General features: G+C 77.6%; 1 protein-coding gene. It reads left to right on the forward strand.

Annotated elements, in window-relative coordinates:
- Nucleotides 1-72: 72 nt before the first annotated feature.
- Nucleotides 73-304 (forward strand): LysM peptidoglycan-binding domain-containing protein (locus CH341_RS32120; RefSeq protein ID WP_245431346.1); only part of this gene is annotated, 232 nt, incomplete at its 3' end.

Genomic DNA, 304 nt, shown 5'->3' on the forward strand with positions numbered 1-304 from the left:
GCGGCTGCACCGGCTGCGGCTCCCCCGACCGCCGCCGCGCCGGCCGCGGGTCCGCGCGTCGCTGGCGGCGGCGTGCACGTGGTCGCGCCGGGCGAGACGCTGGTCGGCATCTCCAAGCGCTACAACACCTCGATCAAGGACCTCGCGGCCGCCAACAACATCCAGCCGCACGCGATGCTGAAGATGGGCGACCGCCTGGTCATTCCCGGACGCTCCGGCGGCCGCACCGCGCTGCTGCAGACGCCGCCCGCCCCGGCGCCCGCGCCGGCTCCGGTGGTGCAGGCGGCTCCGCCGGTGCGCACCG

The sequence above is a fragment of the Rhodoplanes roseus genome, assembly GCF_003258865.1.
In the GTDB taxonomy this organism is placed as follows: Bacteria; Pseudomonadota; Alphaproteobacteria; order Rhizobiales; family Xanthobacteraceae; genus Rhodoplanes; species Rhodoplanes roseus.